At 65.8% G+C, this 21,715-nt stretch carries 16 protein-coding genes; 8 read left to right on the forward strand and 8 right to left on the reverse strand.

Annotation, left to right across the window (positions count from 1 at the left end):
- Positions 1–80: 80 nt before the first annotated feature.
- Together H0O22_RS10560 and H0O22_RS10565 are read left to right on the forward strand one after the other, a co-directional pair.
- Positions 81–1,583: a SpoIID/LytB domain-containing protein gene (locus H0O22_RS10560; RefSeq protein ID WP_185186611.1), complete on the forward strand. Its 1,503-nt coding sequence runs from the start codon at positions 81–83 to the stop codon at positions 1,581–1,583.
- 24 nt (positions 1,584–1,607) lie between these two features.
- Positions 1,608–2,933 carry a glycosyltransferase family 2 protein gene (locus H0O22_RS10565; protein ID WP_185186612.1) on the forward strand — a complete coding sequence of 442 codons (1,326 nt, stop codon included), beginning with the start codon at positions 1,608–1,610 and terminating at the stop codon, positions 2,931–2,933.
- Here the strand turns inward: H0O22_RS10565 and H0O22_RS10570 are convergent.
- The 5 genes from H0O22_RS10570 to tig form a co-directional block, all read right to left on the reverse strand.
- Complete coding sequence (locus H0O22_RS10570) at positions 2,918–4,777, reverse strand: DNA polymerase III subunit gamma/tau (RefSeq protein ID WP_185186613.1); 1,860 nt, start codon at positions 4,775–4,777, stop codon at positions 2,918–2,920. The genes H0O22_RS10565 and H0O22_RS10570 overlap by 16 nt on opposite strands.
- Positions 4,778–4,786: 9 nt before the next feature.
- Positions 4,787–5,491: a lecithin retinol acyltransferase family protein gene (locus tag H0O22_RS10575; protein WP_185186614.1), complete on the reverse strand. Its 705-nt coding sequence runs from the start codon at positions 5,489–5,491 to the stop codon at positions 4,787–4,789.
- Positions 5,492–5,497: 6 nt separating this feature from the next.
- Entirely contained in the window at positions 5,498–6,853 is a 1,356-nt protein-coding gene (gene clpX, locus H0O22_RS10580; protein WP_185186615.1) for an ATP-dependent protease ATP-binding subunit ClpX, read from the reverse strand.
- A 101-nt stretch (positions 6,854–6,954) separates the two neighbouring features.
- Positions 6,955–7,635, reverse strand: a complete 681-nt coding sequence (gene clpP / locus H0O22_RS10585) for an ATP-dependent Clp endopeptidase proteolytic subunit ClpP (RefSeq protein WP_185186616.1) — start codon at positions 7,633–7,635, stop codon at positions 6,955–6,957.
- Positions 7,636–7,673: 38 nt separating this feature from the next.
- A complete protein-coding gene (tig, locus tag H0O22_RS10590; RefSeq protein ID WP_185186617.1) occupies positions 7,674–9,122 on the reverse strand; it encodes a trigger factor in 1,449 nt (482 codons plus the stop codon).
- Positions 9,123–9,548: 426 nt separating this feature from the next.
- Here tig and H0O22_RS10595 point away from each other — a divergent pair, with 426 nt between their 5' ends.
- The 3 genes from H0O22_RS10595 (at position 9,549) to H0O22_RS10605 (ending at position 13,627) form a co-directional block, all read left to right on the forward strand.
- Positions 9,549–10,628, forward strand: a complete 1,080-nt coding sequence (locus tag H0O22_RS10595) for an aspartate-semialdehyde dehydrogenase (RefSeq protein WP_185186618.1) — start codon at positions 9,549–9,551, stop codon at positions 10,626–10,628.
- Entirely contained in the window at positions 10,625–11,542 is a 918-nt protein-coding gene (gene dapA, locus H0O22_RS10600; RefSeq protein ID WP_185186619.1) for a 4-hydroxy-tetrahydrodipicolinate synthase, read from the forward strand. Before H0O22_RS10595 ends, dapA begins: the two co-directional genes overlap by 4 nt.
- Positions 11,543–11,626: 84 nt before the next feature.
- Positions 11,627–13,627: a ribonuclease J gene (locus tag H0O22_RS10605; RefSeq protein ID WP_185186620.1), complete on the forward strand. Its 2,001-nt coding sequence runs from the start codon at positions 11,627–11,629 to the stop codon at positions 13,625–13,627.
- Positions 13,628–13,641: 14 nt separating this feature from the next.
- Here the strand turns inward: H0O22_RS10605 and H0O22_RS10610 are convergent, their stop codons facing one another.
- Both H0O22_RS10610 and tilS read right to left on the reverse strand, forming a co-directional pair.
- The gene (locus H0O22_RS10610) at positions 13,642–14,451 is read right to left on the reverse strand and encodes a hypothetical protein (RefSeq protein WP_185186621.1); all 810 of its coding nucleotides are present in this window, start codon (positions 14,449–14,451) and stop codon (positions 13,642–13,644) included.
- 25 nt (positions 14,452–14,476) lie between these two features.
- On the reverse strand, positions 14,477–15,493 hold the full coding sequence (gene tilS / locus H0O22_RS10615; protein ID WP_185186622.1) for a tRNA lysidine(34) synthetase TilS: 1,017 nt from the start codon (positions 15,491–15,493) through the stop codon (positions 14,477–14,479).
- Between the two features lie 62 nt (positions 15,494–15,555).
- Between tilS and H0O22_RS10620 the strand changes: the two genes are divergently transcribed.
- The 3 genes from H0O22_RS10620 (at position 15,556) to H0O22_RS10630 (ending at position 20,646) form a co-directional block, all read left to right on the forward strand.
- Positions 15,556–16,311, forward strand: a complete 756-nt coding sequence (locus H0O22_RS10620; RefSeq protein ID WP_185186623.1) for a DUF561 domain-containing protein — start codon at positions 15,556–15,558, stop codon at positions 16,309–16,311.
- Positions 16,312–16,416: 105 nt separating this feature from the next.
- Positions 16,417–18,426 (forward strand): excinuclease ABC subunit UvrB, encoded by a 2,010-nt coding sequence (gene uvrB, locus H0O22_RS10625; protein ID WP_185186624.1) that lies wholly within the window; start codon positions 16,417–16,419, stop codon positions 18,424–18,426.
- A gap of 102 nt (positions 18,427–18,528) precedes the next feature.
- The gene (locus H0O22_RS10630) at positions 18,529–20,646 is read left to right on the forward strand and encodes an HAD family hydrolase (protein ID WP_185186625.1); all 2,118 of its coding nucleotides are present in this window, start codon (positions 18,529–18,531) and stop codon (positions 20,644–20,646) included.
- Here the strand turns inward: H0O22_RS10630 and H0O22_RS10635 are convergent.
- A complete protein-coding gene (locus H0O22_RS10635; RefSeq protein WP_185186626.1) occupies positions 20,643–21,680 on the reverse strand; it encodes an LCP family protein in 1,038 nt (345 codons plus the stop codon). The two genes, H0O22_RS10630 and H0O22_RS10635, sit on opposite strands and share 4 nt — an antisense overlap.
- Between the last annotated feature and the right edge of the window lie 35 nt (positions 21,681–21,715).

Raw genomic sequence — 21,715 nt, forward strand, 5'->3', positions numbered from 1 at the left:
CGTGCACAAACGATGAGAGTAAGACTTCAGAGTGCCTTCCGCCAACTCCCCCTAGGGTTTGTCCTGGATCAAGCCCGGTCATGCTGCGTTCCCTTACGGCGGCACTCGCCGCGTCCTGTCTGCTGGCCGGATGCCAAGGAACGGATGCCCAGGCCCTGACCCACCGGCCCGTGCCGGCACCGCCGGCCGTTGACGGAGCCCAGCCCGTGCTCTGGGTGGCCCTTGAGGACCATTTGGGGAAAGCACCGCTGCAATTGGTGGCCGCCGGCTCGGCGCTGGAGCTCAGCGATGCGACCGGGACGTTGGGCCGTGCTCAGCGGTTCTCCTTCCGTTGGAGAGCTCAGCCCTTGCCTGAGCCGATGACCGTTCGCCGTCGGGTCTTGGGGCCGTTCTCCAGTTTTGAGACAGCGGAGCAGGCCGCTTTGGCCTGGCGGCGTCTGGGGGCGAATGCTGTCGTGGCTCACCCCGGTGAGTGGGAGGTCTGGGCCGCTCCTGAGAAGCCTGCGCCAGCGGAGTACAGCTCGAAGCTGGAAGAACAGGTCATCAGCGAGGTCTTGTCCTTGCAGGTGCAACGGCCGGAGGGTTGGAGGACGCTCCAGGCACCGGTCCGGATTGAGGCCCCCGGCGGTCTGCGCTGGGAGGGCGGGGTGTTTCAGGGCCCGTTCCGGCTGCAGCCGGATGCCTACGGGAGCTGGACGCTGGTGGAGCAGGTGCCACTCGAGCGCTATCTCCAGGGCGTCGTTCCCCATGAGATTGGGGCGGGCGCGCCGGCGGCGGCCCTGGCGGCCCAAGCGGTCTTGGCCCGCACCTGGGCCCTGGGCAACCAGCACCGCTTTGCCCTGGATGGGTACCACCTCTGCTCTGACACCCAATGTCAGGTCTACAGCGATCCACGCCTGGCTCGCTCAGGGGTCAAAGCGGCGATTCGAGCGACGCAGGGGCAGGTGTTGGCCTGGCAGGGGGAGCCGATCCATGCCGTCTATCACGCCAGCAACGGTGGGGTGAGTGCCAACGAGGACGAAGCCTGGTCCCTGCCAGATCTGCCCTATTTGGAGCCCGCCTTTGACCGGGCGGGGGGAGCGCCGCAGGGGTTGGCCCTACCGCTGAGCCAGCGCCAGCAGGTGCGCGCGGTGTTGGCCGCGACCGCTGGGGTCTATGGCCAGAACCACCCCTACTTCCGTTGGCGGCGGGTCTTGGGGCAAGAGACCTTTGCCCGTGCCCTGGGTTCCGGCGCCGCGGCCGTTGGATCGCCGGTGCAACCGGTTGTGCTGGAACGGGGCCCCAGTGGCCGCGTGGTCCGCTTGGCCCTGCGCGGTCCCTTGGGGGAGCGGGTGCTCGTCCGTGATGCCATTCGCCGCACCCTGCGGCGCTTACCGAGCACCTTGTTTGTGATCGAACCGGCCGGCTCCGGCCTGTGGCGCTTTGAAGGGGGCGGATTTGGCCATGGCGCTGGCCTGTCCCAGGCCGGCGCCATCGATCTCGGGGGGCGCGGTTGGACCGTGCAGCAGATCCTGCGGCACTACTACCCCGGAACGGAGTTGGTTCCGCTGCCGTCCTTAGGGACAACGAAGGGGGGCTCTTAGAGTCCAGTCATCCTTGGGATCGCCATGGCCGCTGGGGGCACAGCCACAGGAGCGCGCCGACTGCAGGCCTCCCTGTTTCTGATCGGTTGCTGTGGGGCTGCAGCAGCACCCCATCGGCTGCCTGCGGCCCAGGCCCTTTGGCCGGCCGCGGCCCTGACGGTCCTGTTGGGGTTGTACGTCCTGCGGGCCGTTTTTCTTCCCGCGTTCCGCGGGGCCCAGGCGGAGAGCGCGACGGAGCTCGAGAGTTGGCCCGCCGTTGACCTGGTGGTGGCGGCCCGTGACGAGGAGGCCGTGATTGGTCGCTTGGTCGAGCGTTTGGCCGCCCTGCGCTATCCGGCGGACCGTTTGACCATCTGGATCGTTGACGACGGCAGTGAGGACCGGACCCCCGAGGTCCTGACGGCTTATCAGGCCCGCTTCCCGCAACTGCAGGTGTTGCGCCGGCCCCGCGATGCCGGCGGCGGAAAGTCCGGGGCCCTCAATGCGGTGCTCCCCAACCTCCAAGGGCGTTGGTTGCTGGTGCTGGATGCCGATGCCCAGCTGCAGCCCGACGTTCTCGAGCGACTGGTGCGTTATGCGGAACAGGGGGGCTGGTCAGCGGTTCAGCTACGCAAGTCCGTGGTGAATCCGGACCTCAACTGGTTGACCCGGGCCCAGGCCATGGAAATGGCCCTGGATGCCGTCATTCAGCAGGGGCGCCTGGCTTCGGGTGGGGTCGTTGAGTTGCGCGGCAACGGTCAGTTGCTCCAGCGCGAGGCCGTGCTCAGTTGCGAGGGCTTCAACGAAGCCACCGTGACTGATGACCTCGATTTGAGTTTCCGCCTGCTGGTCCAGAAGCAACCGGTTGCGTTGCTCTGGGACCCGCCCGTGCAGGAGGAGGCCGTGACCGCTTGGAGTGCCCTCTGGCGCCAGCGTCAGCGCTGGGCCGAGGGAGGCCTCCAACGGTTCTTTGACTATTGGCCCCAGCTCACGGGACCGGAGCTGCCTGCGGCCCGCAAGCTCGATCTCAGCTGCTTTTTCCTGCTCCAATACGCCTTGCCGGTGATGGCGGCTGCCGATGCCTTGACGGCGCTGATCACGCGTACGGCTCCCCTGAGTTGGCCGCTGTCCTTTGTCGCGTTTGGCCTCTCTGGAGGAGCGATCTTGGTGGGTTGCACCCGTCGCTCAGAGGGCCCAGACCTGCCGGCGATGGGGCCGATCAACCTCGCCTGGGGCATCGCCTATCTGGCCCATTGGTTTGTGGTGATCCCGTACACCACCTTGCGCATGGCCCTGCTGCCCAAACGTCTGGTTTGGGCCAAGACGCTGCACGTGGGTGCCGAGCCTGAGCCGGATCAAGCGACGGCTTGATCGTCTCCTAATTCCGGCAGGGGATCCTGCACGTCGACAACTTCACCGTTGAAGAAATCAGCCAGTCGCTTCGCTTGGTCGTCGATCAGGCCATGGGGTTGCCGTACGGGGGCTGGGGCCTCGGCCGCGGGTTTGGGTTCCGGCTCGGGCGCCTGCTGCGGCTGGGGACTGGGCACTGCTGGCGCGGTCTGCGCCGGAACCGGGGGTGATGGGAGCGCGGGTGCAGCGGCAGGCGGCGCGCTCACGGCCGTTGGCGCTGGAGCCTGAACGGGAGTGGGGGCTGGCGTACTGGCTGCCGGCGGCTCAGCAGGTGCTGGTGTTGCGGCCGGGGCGGCGATGGGTGCAGCAGGGGCGGGAGCGTTGCCGGCTTCGAGGACGACCTGGCGAGGGCTGCCCAGGGCGGAGGCGACGGCTTTCTCCAGCAGGGGCAGACGGCTTTGAACCATGGCGGTCCAGTTGCCGGCGACTTGAACCACCGCGCGCTGACTGTCCAGGCGGGCGAGGGAGGCCTGCTGCGAGAGGAGCATCCGGGTGGAGGGCAGCTCCAAGCCCGCCAGGATTTGCTGCCAGAGGGCGGCCAGGTCCGGGGACTCCCCACTGGGCGCGGGCGCAGTAGGGGCAGCAGGCTCGGGTGCCGGGTCTGGTGAAGGAACAGGCGTGACCGGTGCTGCCGCAGTGGGCGGTGCTGCACTGACGGCCGCGGCCGCTCGTTGGGGCGCGGCTGGGGCGGGCGCGCTGGCCTGGATGGCCGGTTCAGCCAGCAGGCCGAGCAGGAGCACTTCGAGCCAGAGGCGGGGTTGAACGCTCTGGCGCAGTTGCTGCTCGCTTCCCTTGAGTTGGGCTTGCCAGCGCAGCAACTTCGCTTTGCCGATGCTGCGGGCTAGGGTCGGCAGCTCGCCGCGGATCTGCGGCGAGAAGCTGGTGAGCTCCAGGCGGTCCGGGGCGACGCCGGCGAGGACGAGGTCCCGCAGCAGGCCCGCCATCCCCTGGAGGACCGCACCCGGCTCACGGCCGCGCTCCAGCAGGTTGCGGATCGCTTCGATGACCCCGAGCGGCTCGCTCCCGGCCAGGGCCTGGGCGAGTTGCAGCAGTTCTTGCTCGGGCACGGCCCCCAGCAGTTCCCAGACCGCCATGGGTTCGACGGGCCCCGGCAGCAAGCTGAGTTGATCGAGGAGGCTCTCGGCATCCCGCAGGCCCCCCTGGGCCCGCTGGGCGACCACATGCAGGGCTTCGGGGGTGATCTGGATCGCCTCTTGCTCAGCGATCCAGCCCAGGTGCCGCTCGAGGGCATCCAGGGGAATGCGCCGGTAGTCAAAGCGCTGACAACGGCTCAGGATCGTGGGCAGAACCCGTTGCGGGTCGGTGGTGGCCAGCACAAAGACCACCCGCGGCGGCGGCTCCTCCAGGGTTTTGAGCAGGGCGTTGAAGGCCGCGGTCGAGAGCATGTGGCACTCGTCCACCACGTAGACCTTCCAGCGGGCCTGAACCGGGGCGAAGCGTGAGCGTTCAATCAGCTCGCGGATGTTGTCGACGCCGGTGTTGGAGGCGGCGTCGATCTCGATGACATCGAGGGCGTTGCCGTTGGCAATCGAGGTGCAGAGCTCGCAGGTGCTGCAGGGCTCAGGCGTCGGGCCCTCTGAGCTCAGGCAATTGAGGGAGCGCGCCAGGATGCGCGCACTGGAGGTTTTCCCGGTGCCGCGGGGGCCGCTGAAGAGATAGGCGGGAGCAATCCGGCCGGAGCGCAGGGCGTTGCCCAGGGTCGCGGCGATCGCCTCTTGCCCCACAAGCTGATCGAACCGCTGCGGGCGGTACTTGTGGTGGAGCGGTTGGTAGGCGGCCGGCATGGCTGGAGGCTACTGGCCCTCGACGCCTCTGTTCGGCTTTGAATCCTGCTGACGATCTGTCAGGAGTTGCTCGAGCTTGGCTTCCATCTCCTCCACTTCACTGAGTTGATCCGCCAGGGCTTGGGCGGCCAGGCGCAGACGTTGGAATTGGGGTTGCGGCTCTCCTTGGCCCCAACGCTCCTCGGCCCGCGCCAGTTCGGTTTCCAATTTGGTTTGCAGCTTGAGGCGTAGGGCATCGAGTTGCTCGAGGCTGCGGCGGATGAGGTCCCGGCCCTGCTCCAGTTGGCTCGGCTCCAGGCGCAGGCCCTGCCGCAGCAGCGCCTTGGTGCCGGTCAGGACGGCCGCCGGCATGAATTGCCCGAGCGCTAACGCCCCCCAGCTACCGGCCTGGAGCACGTCCTCGACTTGGGCGCTGCGGTGGCGCCCGGTCTTGCACCAATGGGCGAAGTGCTCGCAGTTGTTGAAGAGCAGGTTGTAGTTCTGCTCACCTAGGCGCCCCATGGCCCGGCGCAGGGTTTGGCCTGCCGGTAAGCAGTCGCCCGCTGGATAGGCGATCACCGAGAGGGGCTGGCCGCGGCTGAACTCCTCCAGGGGGCTGCGCAGAATCTCCCGGCCCTCGAGGTAGTGGGCGACGCTCCCATCCCCGAGATCGATTCCGTGGTGGTTGAAGAGGCCGTGCTGCCGCGGCACCTGAAGGTGATCGGCAGCAGCCATGGGGCCCTAGGCCGATTCCTGTTGCGCGGGCTCGCTGCCGGGCAGGGGCAGCACTTTGGCTTGGGTGCGCTCTTCCACCAGGGCTCGGGTCAGGGTGAAGGCCTTCGTGGTTTTGTCCGAGGGCAGGTCGTACATCAGGTCGAGCATCAGTTCCTCGACGATCCCGCGCAACGCCCGGGCACCGGTCTTGCGGCGGTGGGCTTCGGCGGCAATGGCTTCCACGGCCCCGGGTTCAAACTCCAGCCGCACGTCATCCATGCTCAGCAGCGTCTGGAACTGCTTGACCAGCGCATCGCGGGGCTCGGTGAGGATGGCCTCGAGGGCATGGCTGTCGAGGGGCTCAAGCAGGGCGTTCACCGGCATGCGGCCAATGAACTCGGGGATGAGGCCGTACTTGACCAGGTCATCGGGCTCCAGGTGGCGGAGCACCTGAGCGGCCTGCTGGTCCTTGCTTTGCCGGCCGCGGCGGCCCCCTTCGGGTACGAAGCCGATGGCATTGCGCCCCATGCGGCGCTGGACGACATCGTCGAGGCCCACGAAGGCACCACCGCAGATGAACAGGATCTGGCTGGTGTCGATCTGGATGCAGTCCTGGTAGGGATGCTTGCGGCCCCCTTGGGGGGGGACGTTGGCCACGGTGCCTTCGAGCAGCTTCAGCAGGGCTTGCTGAACGCCTTCCCCGGAGACATCACGGGTGATGGAGGGGTTTTCGCTCTTGCGCGCGATCTTGTCGATCTCGTCGATGTAGATGATTCCGCGCTGGGCTTGATCGACGTCCAGGTCAGCCTTTTGCAGCAGACGCAGCAGGATGTTTTCGACGTCTTCTCCGACGTAGCCGGCCTCGGTGAGGGTCGTGGCATCGGCCACCGCGAAAGGAACATCGAGCAGCTCGGCCAAGGTCTGAGCGAGCAGGGTTTTGCCGCTTCCGGTGGGGCCGATCAGAAGGATGTTGCTCTTGTGGAGCTTGGTCGCGGTTTCATTGCTCTCGCCCTTGCCGTCCCCTTGCCAGGCCAGGCGTTTGTAGTGGTTGTAGACCGCGACGGAGAGGACCTTCTTGGCCTCTTCTTGACCCACGACCTGGCCATCGAGGTGGGCCTTGATCTCTTGGGGCTTGGGAATTTCGGCCAGCGTTGGGGCTGGCTTGCTGGCTTTTTTGGCGGGTGCTTTGCCCTTGGCTTCTTGGGCTTGGCGGCCAGCACCGGCACCGTCATGGCCTTCCACCAGCTCCTCGTCGAGGATCTCGTTGCAGAGATCGATGCACTCGTCGCAGATGTAGACGCCTGGGCCGGCGATCAATTTGCGCACCTGATCCTGCGACTTCCCGCAGAACGAGCACTTCAGGTGGGCGTCGAACTTGGCCATCGGGCAGGGGCTGTGGCGGCGTTGAGCGGGAGGGCTTCGTGGCGGTGTCCCGAAACTTCAGGATCGGTGCGATCCAGCGCTTCGTCAGCCGTCCTTAAGGATCAAACCGGGGTCGTATCGGTGACGACACGATCGATCAGGCCGTATTGAACCGCTTCTGCCGGGGAAAGGAAGTAGTCGCGGTCGGTGTCTTCCGCGATTTTGTCCAAGGGCTGGCCGGTGTGTTCCGCCATCAGGCCGTTCAAGGTCTCCTTGAGATACAGGATCTCCTTGGCCTGGATCTCGATGTCCACGGCTTGGCCTTGGGCCCCGCCCAGGGGCTGGTGGATCATGATCCGCGCGTTGGGCAGGGCGAGCCGCTTGCCCTTGGTGCCGCCGGAGAGGAGGAAGGCGCCCATGGAGGCAGCCAGGCCGTAGCAGATGGTCACGACGTCAGGTGCGACCTGCTGCATGGTGTCGTAGATCGCCAGACCAGCGGTGACCGAGCCCCCGGGGGAGTTGACGTAGATCTGGATGTCCTTCTCGGGGTCTTCGGCTTCCAGGAAGAGCAGCTGGGCGACCATCGCGTCCGCCACTTGGTCGTCGATGCCGCTGCCCAAGAAGATGATGCGCTCGCGGAGCAGGCGGGAATAAATGTCAAAGGCCCGCTCGCCGCGGCCGGATTGCTCCACCACCGTGGGGAGCACTCCGGGAGCGGCGGACGGGCCAGTCGAAATCGAGGATTGGGGCCCTTGGCCCAGCCAGCGGTTCTGAATTGGATGGGGGGTGCTGGCGTTGATCACGCGGCCGGACTGGGGTCAGTCCGGCCAATCTATGGGGATCAGGCCTCGGTGGTGGCTGCCTCGGCGTCGTCAGCCTTGGCTTTCTTCTTGGCAGCGCTCTTGGCCTTGGCCTTGGGCTTCTCCTCGCCGGCCTCTGCAGCTTTCTCGGTGATGGTGGAGTTGCTCTCCAGCCAGCCCAGGAGCTTCTCGCGCATCAGGTCTTCCTGAACGGCCTGGCGCAGGCGCTCGGGGTCGATGCGGGAGCTGTCGCTAAAGCCGCGGCTGAGTTCCTTGATCTTGGCGTCAATTTCGCTGGCTTCCAATTCCAGCTTCTCGGCGGCGGCCAGGGCCTTGAGGGCCAGGCTGCGCTTCAGGCGCTCCTCGGCTTCGGGGCGAGAGGTCTCGCGCAGGCTTTGGATCAGCTGAGGAGTGAACAGCTTTTTGACGTCCATCCCCTGTTGGGCCAGTTGGCCAGCGGTTTGCTCGAGCAGGGTCACGATCTCCTCTTGAACGAGGGTCTCGGGCAGTTCAACCTCCAGTTGCTCCACCAGGGCCGCCAGCAGGGCGTCATGGCGGTTGGACTGGTGGCGACGCTCGGCGTCCTCCTTGAGGCGGGTCTCCAGATCGCTGCGCAGCTCGGCGAGGGTTTGCTTGTCGCTGGCTTGTTGGGCGAACGCGTCATCCAGGGCGGGCAGTTCACGACCCTTGAGCTCGCTCAGGGTGATGTCGAAGCTGGCTTTCCGGCCGGCAGCGTCTTCCTGGGCGTAGTCCTCGGGGAACTGGCAAGCGATGGTCTTGCTCTCGCCGGCCTTCATGCCGATGACCCCTTCCACAAAGCCGGGGATCATGCGGCCGTCTTCCAGTTCCACTTCCATGGCATCACCGCTGCCGCCTTCGATGGCTTCGCCGGTGTCGCTGTAGGTGCCCTTGAAGCTGAGAACAGCCACATCGCCGGAGGCCGCGGCACGGCCTTCAACCGGTACGAGGGTGGCCATCTGACGGCGGGATTGCTCGATCAGTTCGTCGATGCGGGCGGGATCAAAGCTGACGGACTCGGCTTCGGCCTTGAGGCCTTTGGTGCTCTTGAGCTTCGGAGTGGGCTCCACATCCATCTCCAGGGTCAAGGTCAGCTCTTGACCGGGCTCAAAGCGCTCGAGCAGGGATTCGAAGCCGCCGTCGAGGGCCGGTTGGCCGATGGCGGGGATGTCGGCTTGTTTGAGGGCGTCCTTGAAGACGCTGTCCACCAGGGACTCCAGGGCGGTTGCCCGAATCTGCAGGGGACCGATTTGCTGCATCAGCACCGCGCGGGGCACCTTGCCCTTGCGGAAGCCGGGGAGTTTCACGCTGCGGCTCAGCTTCTCGACGGCCGCGTTGTGGCTCCCTTGGGTGCGCTCCCCAGGAACGGCAATTTCGATCGCCATCCGGCTGCCGGGACGGGCGCTGGTGCTCAGCTTGAGATCTGCCTGTTTGGCAGTGGCTTTGCTGGCGGTGCTAGCGGCAGGGCTCATGGATGCGATCGAGACGTCGGGCCGAACAGTCGGCTAGGGCAGCCCACGATCCTAAGTAGTCACCTGTGACGAGCTCCAACAGGCCTGTTCGTGGTCGGCCTTGGCCACGTATTGTCTTGGGCAAGAACCAGTGACCTGAAGAGCTTTTTGGCGGCGTCCACAAGGACATCGCTCAGTTGTGGTAGGTCGTGCATCCGTCTTTCCCGGGATGCTCCACCGCTCGCTTTCCTCGGTATTGGGTTCGTTGATCGCGCTCTCCGTTGATTTCTCGCTCCATCCCTTCTCTCCTCTGATCTCACTTCCTTAATCGGCGCCCACGGCTCCCGCGTCCGTTTTCTCCCTGTTCTTGCTTGAGCGAATCGGCCTCCAGATGAGGTCCCGCTCGGATTCCCAGTCTTTCCGCCCCACTTCTTCCCTGCACCTCCGTTGACTTCCACTGACGTTCGTTCGCTGCCCAACCGTCCGCTGCATGTCGCCGTCCTGGGAGCGACCGGAGCGGTTGGCCAAGAGCTGCTGACCTTGCTGAAGGAGCGGGCTTTCCCGGTGGGTCAGCTCACCCTGTTGGCCTCACCGCGCTCGGCCGGTCAAACCCTGGAGTGGAACGGTCAGGAGCTGACCATTCAGCCCGTCACGGCTGAGGCCTTTGCCGGCGTGGACGTGGTGCTCGCCTCGGCGGGTGGCTCCGTCTCGAAGCAATGGGCTCCCATCGCTGCCGCCGCTGGGGCGGTCGTGATCGATAACTCCAGTGCGTTTCGGATGGAAGCCGGGGTTCCCCTGGTGGTTCCCGAGGTCAATCCCCACGAGGCTTTCCGCCATCAGGGGGTGATCGCTAACCCCAACTGCACCACGATTTTGATGACCTTGGCTTTGGCGCCCTTGGCGGCTCGCCGTGCCCTGCGTCGGGTGGTGGTCAGCACCTACCAATCAGCGAGTGGTGCGGGTGCCCGTGCGATGGAAGAGTTGAGCGAACTCAGCCGCACGGTCCTCGACGGCGGGACGCCGATGAGCAGTGTTCTGCCGTATTCCCTGGCCTTCAACCTCTTCCTGCACAACTCCCCGTTGCAGGACAACGGCTACTGCGAAGAGGAGCTGAAGATGGTCAATGAAACCCGGAAGATCATGGGTTTGCCCGACCTCCGGGTTTCGGCCACCTGCGTTCGCGTTCCTGTTCTGCGCGCCCACTCCGAGGCGATCAACATCGAGTTCTGCGAACCCTTCCCCGTCGAGGAAGCCCGTGCGCTGCTGCAGGACGCACCCGGCGTTGAACTGATCGAAGACTTCAGCTCTAACCGCTTCCCGATGCCGACGGATGTCACCGGCCGGGATCCCGTGGCCGTCGGCCGCATTCGCCAGGACCTCAGCGAACCCAACGCCCTTGAGCTCTGGCTGTGCGGCGACCAGATCCGTAAGGGGGCAGCCCTGAATGCGATCCAGATCGCTGAGTTGCTGCTCGATCCCGTGGCTGCTGCCGCCGCGGCTCAGGCCCCAGTGGGAGTCTCGGCATGAGTACGGCCTTGACCCCAGGCGCGCCCTCCCCGGCCCCCTTTGGCCGGGTGATCACCGCGATGATCACCCCGTTTTCGGCTGATGGTTCGGTGGATCTCCCGATGGCGGCCAAGTTGGCCAGCCATTTGGTGGATCACGGTTCCGATGGCCTTGTGATTTGCGGCACCACCGGCGAATCGCCCACCCTTAGCTGGGATGAGCAGCACCAACTCTTTTCCGCGGTCAAAGCTGCCGTGGGGGACCGCGCCAAGGTTTTGGCCGGCACCGGCAGCAACTGCACCGCCGAGGCTGTCGAGGCCATTGGTGAGGCGGCCGCGCTCGGCGCTGACGGCGCCTTGGTGGTTGTGCCCTACTACAACAAGCCTCCCCAGGAGGGGCTGGAGGCCCATTTCCGGGCCGTGGCCCAGGCGGCCCCCCAGACGCTGCTGATGCTCTACAACATCCCCGGCCGGACCGGCTGCAGCCTGAATCCAGAGACCGCCGCTCGGTTGATGGACCTCCCGAATGTGGTCAGCTTCAAGGCGGCGAGTGGCACGACCGAAGAGGTGAGCGCGCTGCGCGCGGTCTGCGGTGAACGCCTGGCGATTTATAGCGGTGATGACGCCTTGACCCTGCCGATGATGGCCGTCGGTGCCGTCGGCGTCGTCAGCGTCGCCAGCCATGTCGCTGGCGATCAGATTCAGCGCATGGTGCAGGCCTTCCTCGCCGGTGACTTCAGGGCGGCGTTGGCCGAGCACGAGCAACTGCTTCCCCTCTGCAAAGCCCTGTTCTGCACCACCAATCCCATCCCCGTGAAGGCGGCCTTGGAACTGAGCGGCTGGTCCGTTGGTGCCCCCCGGCTTCCGTTGGTTTCTGCATCAAGCGATGTGCGCGATCGACTCACCTCCGTCCTGGCAGCCCTGCGTCCCACTTGACGCCAAGGCCGACCTGACCTGTTGCTGAGCAACCCCTCTTTCAACGTTTTTCCCCATGCGGCTCTGCCGCGTTCCCCTCTCTGAATGACTTCTCAAACCCCCGGCCGTAACGGCGCCGCCAAGCAGCCCCACCTGCGGGTGATTCCCCTGGGTGGCCTACACGAGATCGGCAAGAACACCTGCGTGTTCGAGTACGGCGACGACATCATGCTCGTGGATGCGGGCCTCGCCTTCCCCAGCGATGGGATGCACGGCGTGAACGTCGTGATGCCCGACACCAGCTACCTCAAGGAGAACCAGAAGCGCATCCGCGGAATGATCGTGACCCACGGTCACGAGGACCACATCGGTGGCATTTCGCACCACCTCAAGAACTTCAATATCCCGGTGATCTATGGCCCCCGGCTGGCCATGTCGATGCTCCAGGGAAAGATGGAGGAGGCCGGTGTCACCGATCGCACCACCATCCAGACCGTGGGTCCGCGGGATGTGGTGAAGGTCGGCCAGCACTTCTCGGTGGAGTTCATTCGGAACACCCACTCGATGGCAGACAGCTTCTCGCTGGCCATCACCACCCCTGTGGGGACGATCATCTTCACGGGTGACTTCAAGTTCGACCACACCCCGGTCGACGGCGAATACTTCGATATGGCCCGCCTCGCCCATTACGGCGAGCAGGGCGTTCTTTGCCTCTTCAGCGATTCCACCAACGCCGAAGTCCCCGGCTTCTGCCCCCCCGAACGTTCGGTCTTCCCGGCCCTGGATCGCCACATCGCCCAGGCCGAAGGCCGGGTGATCGTGACGACCTTTGCGAGCTCGATCCATCGCGTCGCGATGATCCTGGAGCTGGCCATGAAGAACGGCCGCAAAGTCGGCCTCCTCGGCCGCTCGATGCTCAACGTGATCGCCAAGGCCCGTGAGTTGGGCTACATGCGCGCTCCGGATGATCTGTTCGTTCCGATCAAGCAGATTCGCGACCTCCCCGATCGCGAGACCCTGCTGCTCATGACCGGTAGTCAGGGTGAGCCTTTGGCTGCCTTGAGCCGCATCTCTCGCGGTGAGCACCCCCAGGTGCAGGTCAAGTCGAGCGACACGATCATCTTCTCCGCGAGCCCGATCCCCGGGAACACCATCTCGGTGGTGAACACCATTGACCGGCTGATGATGCTGGGCGCCAAGGTGGTCTACGGCAAGGGCGAGGGCATCCACGTCTCTGGCCACGGCTTCCAGGAGGACCAGAAGCTGATGCTGGCCCTCACCCGTCCCAAGTTCTTCGTGCCGGTGCACGGCGAGCACCGCATGCTCGTCTGCCACAGCAAGACCGCCCAGTCCATGGGCGTTCCGGCCGACAACATGTTGATCATCGACAACGGTGACGTCGTCGAGCTGACGGCCGACTCGCTCAAGAAGGGCGAACCCGTGAAGGCGGGCATCGAACTCCTGGATGCGTCCCGCAACGGCATCGTCGATGCCCGCGTGCTCAAAGAGCGTCAGCAGCTCGCCGATGACGGTGTGATCACGATGCTCGCCGTGATCAGCACCGACGGTGTGATGGCGGCTCCTCCGCGGGTCAACCTGCGTGGTGTGGTCACCGCGGCTGATCCCCGCAAGCTCAGCCTCTGGACCGAACGGGAAATTACCTGGGTGCTCGAGAACCGCTGGCAGCAGCTCTCCCGCAACACCGGTGGCAAGGCCCCTGAGGTCGACTGGATGGGCGTGCAGCGGGAAATCGAGGTGGGTCTGCAGCGCCGCCTGCGCCGTGAACTCCAAGTGGAGCCCTTGATCATCTGTTTGGTTCAGCCCGCCCCTGGCGGCACCCCGGCCTACAAGGGCCGTGCTGACGCCGAGCCCGACACCCGTCCGGCCCCCCGTGGCCGCCGTGACGGCAACCGCGATGGCAACCGTGACCGGGATCGCGACCGGGACCGCACCCCTCGCCGTGAGTTGGCTCCCGTGGGCGCGGCACCCTCCTCGGCTCCCGCACCGGTGGCTGCAGCCAAGGCTGCGCCTGTGGCCGCTGCGCCGAAGGCTGAGGAACCTGAAATCGCTGGCCGGACCCGCCGCCGCCGCTCCACCGCGAGTTGAGTCCTGGGGCTGCTTTAGGGCCGCTTCAGCTTGAACAACCGTCTCCAGCTTTGGCCCCGCTCCTGGGGCTGCTGGGGGCGGTTTTCGCTTGGCGGCTTGTCAGGGCTTGGGGCCAGTTCCACCACGAGGTTGCCCAGGCTGTAGTCGGGACCGGGGCTGCTGGAGTCCTGCTCGTCGACCAGCTCCACCTCAGCGGGGAGTGCTGGCTCCTGTTTCGTTTCTGAGGTGTCCTCGTCAGGCCCTTCGGTAATGGAATGGTCTGCAGGTGTCTCCGCTTCTGAGGCGCTGCTGGCCTCGTCTGCTGCTGTGACTGTCCCCCAGGGGGTGGCCGGCGTGCCTTCACCAGGGAGCGGCGTGGCCGCTGGCGGGCTGGCGGGCACCTCGCGCCAAGCTGCCTGAAGAGCGGTGAGAGCCTCCTGGGGTTCGCTGAGCTGGCTCAGCCAAGGGGTGGCGGGCAGGTCGAGCCCCTCGGGCCTGACAGGGCTGGAGTCCTCGCTGTTGGCGGCTGGGGCGGCGCTCGCGGCTGGTTGCTCCTCACACCGCTTCAGACCGGCTTGGGCCAGATCCACCAGGGTTGTGGGCGCGGCGCTGCGGGCCACGGCTTGGTAGTAGGCCAGGGCCTCGTCGGGTTGTCCCAGTCCATAGAGATGGATGTGGCCGGTGAGCAGTTGCAGTCGGCCCAGGACGGCCTGGGTTTCTGCTGTGGCCTCCGGCCCTTGGAGTTCCGTCAGCAGCGCCTCGGTCTGTTCGAGCGCGTCGCTGAACCGCCCTTCTCCGTAGGCCCGTTCGATGGCTCCGTAGCGACCTTCGCTGGCGCTGCTCATGGCATTGCGCTGCTCCTGCCCAGGTTTAGGTCGCTTTGCGCGAACTGGCCGCACTTCCCTCGGGCTCCAGCCAGATCAGCTCGCGGTCCCAGCGCAGGCAGCGCCCGCGGCTGAGGTCCCATTGGCCTGGTCCACATTCGGGCTTGAGGCGATGCAGCAGCTGCTCCAACTGCTCCGCGTTGCCCAGGCTGATGCCCTGAACGTCCAGCCAGCGATGCAGGAGCCGCCGTTGGTTGCTGTGGGCGAGCCCTGTGAAGGACCGGCGGTGCAAGGCCCGCTTCGCTTGGGGGGCGGAACGCTCGAGGCTGGCTAAGGCGAGTTCCTCCAACTGGGCTTGCCCCTCCGCTTCTTGGCTCAGCCGTTCGCTGAGTTGGCTGATGCGCGTGCTCGCGCCGGGGTGCAGCGCCTCCAGCACCGGCAGGACCTCATGGCGCACCCGATTGCGGCTGAAGCGCGGATCGCTGTTGCTGGGGTCCAGCCAAATCGGTAAGCCGAGCTCCTGGCACAGCTGGGCGGTGTCGCTGCGGCAGAACGCCAGCAGGGGACGCACCAGCTCGATCGTGCCGCTGAGGGTGCGCCTCGGCCTGAGGCTGGTGAGGCCGCGGCGATGGCTGCCCCGGGCGAGTTGGAGCAGGACAGTCTCGCTGCGGTCGCTTGCGGTGTGGCCGGTCACCACCCTGCGGCATCCCAGCCGTTGGGCCAGGGCCTCGAGCTGCCCGTAGCGCCAGGCGCGGGCCGAGGCTTCATCTGCCTGGGGGGTGCTCCAGTGGTCGATTGCGATCGGTAGATCCTGCTCCTGGGCCCAGGCCTGGAGTTCGCGGGCCTGCTGCTCGGCTTCGGGGCGCCAGCCGTGGTTGCCATGCCAGAGCTGCAGCGGCCAGTGGTGGAGCCGCCTGAGGTCGCTCAAGAGTCCCACCAGGGCCATGGAGTCCTGGCCGCCGGAGACCGCCAGCAGCAGGGGCTCCCCATCGGGCAGCAGATCGCTCTGCTGCAGCAACTGCTGGTGCAGCCGCCGATGCAGGTCGCTCCAGCGTTCAGCCATCACCCCAGCCTGAATCGCCCTGGCCCAGCGTGTGAGAATCGCAAAACTCCATCTGTACTGGCATGTCCCGCCTCGATCGGCTGCCCGCTTCCCTTCGCACGGCCCTGGCCGAGAAGCGTGCTCTCAAGGTGATTGCTGGCCTCACCAACTTTGACGCCGCCAGCGTTGAGCGCATCAGCCGCGCAGCCGGCCTCGGTGGTGCTGATCTGATCGACTTGGCTTGCGACGCCGAGCTGGTGCAGCTGGCCGCTTCCGTCTCGGGTCTGCCCATCTGCGTGAGCGCCGTCGATCCTGAGCTGTTCCCCGCCGCGGTGGCCGCCGGTGCCGCCATGGTCGAGATCGGTAACTACGACGCCTTCTACCCCCTGGGCCGCATCTTTGATGCCGCTGAGGTGCTCTCCATCACCCGCCGCACCCGCGAACTGCTGCCTGAGGTGGTCCTGAGCGCGACCGTCCCCCACGTGCTGCCCCTGGACCAGCAGGAGCAGCTTGCCGCTGATCTCGTGGCCGCTGGCGCCGACATCATCCAGACCGAGGGTGGCACCAGTGCCAAGCCCTTCAGCGCCGGCAGCCTCGGCCTGATCGAGAAGGCCGCCCCCACCCTGGCCGCTGCCCACAGCATCAGCCGCGCCGTGGCTGTGCCCGTGCTCTGCGCGTCGGGCCTCTCCTCCGTCACCGTGCCGATGGCGATCGCCTCCGGTGCCGCTGGCGTGGGGGTGGGCTCCGCCGTCAACAAGCTCAACGATGAGCTGGCCATGGTCGCCGTGGTTCGCGGCCTGCGCGAAGCCCTGGGGTCCGCCGTTCAGGCCGCCGTCTGAGATTCAGCGCTGCATCGCGTTTGATCTGACCCATGCCCTGCGGGGCATGGGTTTTTTGTCGTCGGGGCATCCACGCCGCCTGGGCGGTTGTCCGAGAATGGCCCGATGCCTAACCCGTTTGAAATCCACGCTCCCTACGAGCCCAAAGGGGATCAGCCCGAGGCGATCAAGGCGCTCGTGGCTGGCGTGGAATCGGGTGAGCGCTATCAGACCCTGCTGGGTGCGACGGGAACCGGTAAGACCTTCACCATCGCCAACGTCATTGCCAAGACCGGCCGGCCGGCTTTGGTCTTGGCTCACAACAAAACCCTGGCGGCCCAGCTCTGTAATGAGCTCCGGGAGTTCTTTCCGAAGAACGCCGTTGAGTACTTCATCTCGTACTACGACTACTACCAACCGGAGGCGTATGTGCCCGTCTCCGATACCTACATCGCCAAGACGGCGTCGATCAACGAAGAGATCGACATGTTGCGGCACTCCGCGACCCGCTCACTCTTTGAGCGCCGCGATGTGATCGTCGTCGCCTCCATCAGTTGTATTTACGGCCTGGGGATTCCGAGTGAATACCTCAAGGCCGCCGTCAAATTTGAGGTGGGAGAAACCCTCAACCTGCGCGGCTCCCTGCGGGAGTTGGTCAACAACCAGTACTCCCGCAACGACCTCGAGATCTCCCGCGGACGCTTCCGGGTGCGGGGTGATGTGCTCGAGATCGGGCCCGCCTATGAAGACCGTCTGGTGCGGATCGAGCTCTTCGGCGATGAGGTCGAGGCCATCCGCTACGTGGACCCCACCACCGGTGAAATCCTCCAGAGCCTGGAGTCCATCAGCATCTATCCGGCCAAGCACTTCGTGACCCCCAAGGAGCGCCTGGAGGACGCGATCAAGGCCATTCGCTCGGAACTGCGGGAGCGCCTCGATGTCCTCAATGAGCAGGGCAAGTTGCTTGAGGCGCAACGTCTGGAGCAGCGCACCACCTACGACCTCGAGATGCTCGAGCAGGTCGGTTACTGCAACGGCGTTGAGAACTATGCGCGCCATCTCGCCGGCCGGGAGGCGGGGACCCCGCCGGAATGTCTGATCGACTATTTCCCCGAGGACTGGTTGCTGGTGGTGGACGAGTCCCACGTCACCTGCTCCCAGCTGCAGGCGATGTACAACGGCGACCAAGCCCGCAAGGGCGTGCTGATTGAGCACGGCTTCCGGCTGCCCAGCGCCGCGGACAACCGCCCGCTCAAGGGCGACGAGTTCTGGGAGAAGGCTCGCCAGAGCATCTTCGTGAGCGCCACCCCGGGGCACTGGGAGCTCAAGCAGAGCGACTCCGAAGTGGTCGAGCAGGTCATCCGTCCCACCGGAGTCCTCGATCCCATCGTCGAGGTGCGGCCGACCGATGGCCAGGTCGATGACCTGCTTGGTGAAATTCGCCTTCGGGCGGAGAAGAAGGAGCGGGTCCTGGTCACGACCCTGACCAAGCGGATGGCGGAAGACCTGACCGACTACCTCGCTGAGAACGGCGTCCGGGTTCGCTATCTCCACTCGGAGATCCACTCGATCGAGCGGATCGAGATCATCCAGGACCTGCGCAACGGCGAGTACGACGTCCTGGTGGGTGTGAACCTGCTGCGGGAGGGCCTGGACCTGCCTGAGGTTTCCTTAGTGGCGATCCTGGATGCGGACAAGGAGGGCTTCCTGCGGGCTGAGCGTTCCTTGATTCAGACCATCGGCCGGGCGGCGCGGCACGTGGAAGGGGTGGCGCTGCTCTACGCCGACAACCTGACCGATTCCATGGCCAAGGCCATCTCGGAAACCGAGCGCCGGCGGGCCATTCAGCAGACCTACAACGAGAAGCACGGCATCACGCCGAGCCCGGCCGGCAAGCGGGGAAGCAATTCGATCCTGGCCTTCTTGGAGATGTCGCGGCGCCTCAATGACGAGCAGTTGGAGCAGGCCACGGAGCAGGCCGAGCACAACGATGTGCCGTTGGATTCCCTGCCGGAGTTGATTCAACAACTCGAGGACAAGATGAAATCAGCGGCCAAAAATCTTGACTTTGAAGAGGCCGCCAACCTGCGCGATCGCATCAAAGGTCTGCGCCAAAAGCTAGTGGGGAAGCACTAAGTCAGCAAAAATGCTGCCGCAGGTTCGATCTGATCTTTCCCTTCTCTTTCGATTTCAGCTCTGGAACCACGGCTAAAGGTGAGCTAATCGCCGAGGAGGCGAATGGGCTACTACCTGCTGCATCTCCATCTGCATGGCCTGTTTCGCGGCCATGGCTTGGAGCTTGGGCGCGATGCGGATACCGGTGGACAGACCACCTACGTGCTGGAGCTGGCGAAGGGACTCGCGGCTCGCCCCGAGGTGGATCGCGTCGACGTCGTCACCCGGTTGATTCAGGACAAGCGGGTCTCCCCCGACTACGCCCAGGCCCATGAGCCGCTGGGCGGCGGGGCCAACATCGTGCGTCTGCCCTGCGGTCCGCGGCGCTATCTGCGCAAGGAATTGCTCTGGCCCTATCTCGATGAGATGGCTGATGCCGTCACGGCGCACATTGCGGCCCAGCCGCAGCGACCGAATTGGATCCATGCCCACTACGCCGATGCCGGCTATGTGGGGGCGCTGGTCTCCCAACGGCTTGGGATCCCCTTGGTGTTCACCGGCCATTCCCTGGGCCGCGAGAAACAGCGGCGCCTGCTCGAGGGTGGGTTGACCCATGAGCAGATTGAGCAGACCTACGCCATCGGCCGCCGCATCGATGCCGAGGAGCGGGCCTTGGCCCAATCGGCCCTGGTGATCACGAGCACGCAACAGGAGGCCCAGCAGCAGTACGCCCGCTACAACCGCTTTGAGGCGGAGCAGGCCGCGGTGGTGCCCCCGGGCGTGGACGCCCAGCGGTTCCATCCCGTGGCGATGCCCGGTGAGGCCTCGGATGTGGAGGCTCTGATGGAGCCCTTCCTGCGGGAACCGAACAAATCACCGCTGCTCACGATCTGCCGGGCGGTGCGGCGCAAGAACGTCCCCGCCCTAGTCGAGGCCTACGGGCGCTCGGCTCTCTTGCAGGAGCGCCACAACCTGGTGCTGGTGCTCGGCTGCCGGGAGGATCCCCGCTCCATGGAGAAGCAGCAGCGGGACCAGTTCCAGCAGATCTTTGAACTCGTCGATCGCTTCGATCTCTACGGCAAGGTCGCCTATCCCAAGCAGCATCGGGGCGAGCAGATTCCGGCCATCTACCGCTGGGCAGCCCAGCGTTGCGGGATTTTCGTCAATCCGGCCCTGACCGAGCCCTTTGGCTTGACCCTGTTGGAGGCGGCCGCCTGTGGCTTGCCCTTGGTGAGCACCGACGACGGTGGACCGCGGGACATCCTTCAGCGTTGCTCCAACGGCCAGTTGGCCGACGTCACCGATTTGGATGTGCTTCAGCAGGCCCTGGAGGAGGCCGGTGCGGATCTGGAGCGTTGGCGCCGCTGGCGCGACAACGGCATCGAGGCGATCAGCCGGAATTACAGCTGGGACGCCCACGTCTGCAGCTACCTCGGGGAAGCGGAGCGCCGTTGCAGCGCCTGGCGTCGTCCTGAGCGGACGGCCGTGGCCCCCGTGCAAGCCCCGCCGGTGCAACGGCTGCTCTTGCTCGACCTCGATGTCTGCCTGCAATCGGCGCAGCCAGCGGGTCTGGAGGATCTCCGCCGCCGCCTCGCTGCCGATCCCAACTGCGGCATTGGCATGTTGAGCGGCCGCAACTTCGCCTCTGCCCGGCTGCGCTTTGCTGAGCTGCATCTGCCCGAGCCCCAGGTTTGGATCTTGGAGGCCGGGGCGGACCTGCGTTTCGGTCCCGAGGGCCGGCCGGATCCCAGTTGGCAGCAACACATTGCCCAGGGATGGCAGCGGCAGAAGGTGGAGCAGGTGCTCGAGGGCCTCAGCCCCCGCCTGACCCTGCAGCCGGCCATGAACCAGGGCAGTTGCAAAGTCAGCTACACCCTGGAGGCGCCCACCGCTGGTGTCCTGGAAATGGTGCGGCAACGGCTGCGCCAGCATCGCTTGGAGGCCCGGGCCCACCTCTTCCATCACTGGTTCTTGGACGTGCTGCCGATGCGGGCGTCCAAGGCTGATGCCATTCGCCACCTCTGCTTGAACTGGGGCTTACCCCTGGATCAAGTCCTGGTGGTGGCCGCCCAGCAGGGGGATGCGGAACTGTTGAACGGCAGCTCCCTCGGTCTGGTGGCAGCGGAGCACGACCACTCCCTTGACCAGCTGCGCCGGCGTCCGAAGGTCTTCTTCGCCTCCAGGCCCCAAGCCTGGGGCGTGTTGGAGGGCTTGGATCACTACCGCTTCCTGACGCGCTAGGGCTGCAGCGCGTCGGGGTCTTGGCTCAGGTAGCTCTGGCGATTGGGGTTGCTGTCGGGCATCCAGTAGCTGATGTCCTGGTGCCAGAAGGGAACCCCTTCGACGCGGCTGGAGGCGAGTTTGGTGGTGGCCATCGCCGTGATCAGCTTGCCCATGTCGATGGGGGAGAGATCCGTGCGCATGTCCTTGCCGGCGATCTCCATCAACTCGGGTAGTCGCGTCGCCATGACCGGGTTGGCCAGTTTGCGGAAGACCTCAGCCAAGACGAGTTTCTGCCGTTCCATGCGGCCGATGTCCCCCAGCTGGTCGTGGCGGAAGCGCAGGAACCCTTCGAGGGCCTCCCCTTTGAGCAGTTGCCGTCCGGGGTAGAGGTCGATGTAGAGCCTTTGGCTGTTGTCGACGTAGGCCATGCGTTTGGGGACGTCGACCTCGACGCCGCCGATGGCGTCGGCGAGACGCTGCACGGCGTTGAGGTTCAGGACGAGATAGCGGTCGACCTTGGCCGAGAGCAGCTTGCTGAGCTCCGCCTTGACCATCTCGGGACCGCCGCTGCTGTAGAGGGCGTTGGCCTTCATCACGCCGTAGCGCTCGGAGTCGATGAAGGTGTCCCTGGGGACCTGGGTGAGCTTGGTGCGGCCCTCGTCGAGGTGCATCGTCAGCATCACGTCGGTGTTCGTGCTGACGTCGTCGGTCCCCAGCACGACGATGCGGCGCTCGCCGGAGGCCACCGGGGCCACCAGCGCGCCGATCAGTTGCTTGGGTTGATCAAAGGCCCCCATCACCAGGGCCGGCAGGCCGTGGAGTGCGTAGCCGAGGCCCAAGCCAGCCACGAAGAGGGGCAGGCGGGGCAGCCCCTGGCGGCGCTTGACGGGTTGGGCCGTTGGCTTGGCCGGTGTCGCGGTTGGGCGCCGACGATCCAGCGGCGTCACGTTGTCGCGGCGGCCGCGGCGTTCAGCAGGTTGGAGATCCGCTTTCCCCCGCCTGGGGTCCCGTTGCGGATTGCGCGGCTGGCGCTTGGGTTGGGCGGGGGACATAACGCTCTCAGATGAGCGCAAGCTACCGCCCGTTA

It is taken from the genome of Synechococcus sp. LTW-R (assembly GCF_014217875.1).
GTDB lineage: Bacteria > Cyanobacteriota > Cyanobacteriia > PCC-6307 > Cyanobiaceae > Vulcanococcus.